This window comes from Nocardia sp. 852002-20019_SCH5090214 (assembly GCF_001665865.1).
Classification (GTDB): domain Bacteria; phylum Actinomycetota; class Actinomycetes; order Mycobacteriales; family Mycobacteriaceae; genus Nocardia; species Nocardia nova.
In genome coordinates this window covers 1-509 of record NZ_LZMK01000466.1, presented here as the reverse complement: position 1 = coordinate 509, position 509 = coordinate 1, and the positions used below count along the sequence as shown (strand labels likewise).

The 509-nt window shown below is 69.9% G+C and carries 1 pseudogene; it reads left to right on the top strand.

From position 1 onward, the window contains the following. Positions 1–57: 57 nt before the first annotated feature. Positions 58–509 (top strand): annotated as a pseudogene (locus A5780_RS38765) (DNA methyltransferase); the annotation flags it as partial.

The window sequence follows — 509 nt, the reverse complement described above, 5'->3', positions numbered from 1 at the left end:
CCGACCGCGGTCACTCCGGTGACCCGGACGCTGCCGACACAGACCTGCCGACGCGAATTGTCGGTAGTGATACCGCCATTCATCGCCGAACTCCGCGGCGGCGGATCGAAGAAGTCCGCGCGGGCGCTGACCGAGCCGCTGGCGACCTTCGCCGCCTCCGGATTCCACCACGGACTGGTGCAACCGCCGGCGGACCCGACGATGCAGCTGCTGGTGCCCTACTACCGCACCGGCCGCGCACACCCGGTCGGTCAGCCGATGGGAACGCTGACCACCCGCGACCGGTACGCCCTGGTCGGCGCCGACATGGACCGGCTGGTCGCCGACAGCACCTTCCGGATGCTCGACGTGACCGAGATACGGGCCGGAATGGCAATTCCGGCCACGTTCAAGGCGCTGGGGGACAAGCGGACCCAGGCCCGCGGCTTCGGCAACGCCGTCACCCCCGCCGCCGCCGAAGTCCTCGGCTGCGCACTCGTGGAAGCCATCACCGGGACCGAGATCGAAAG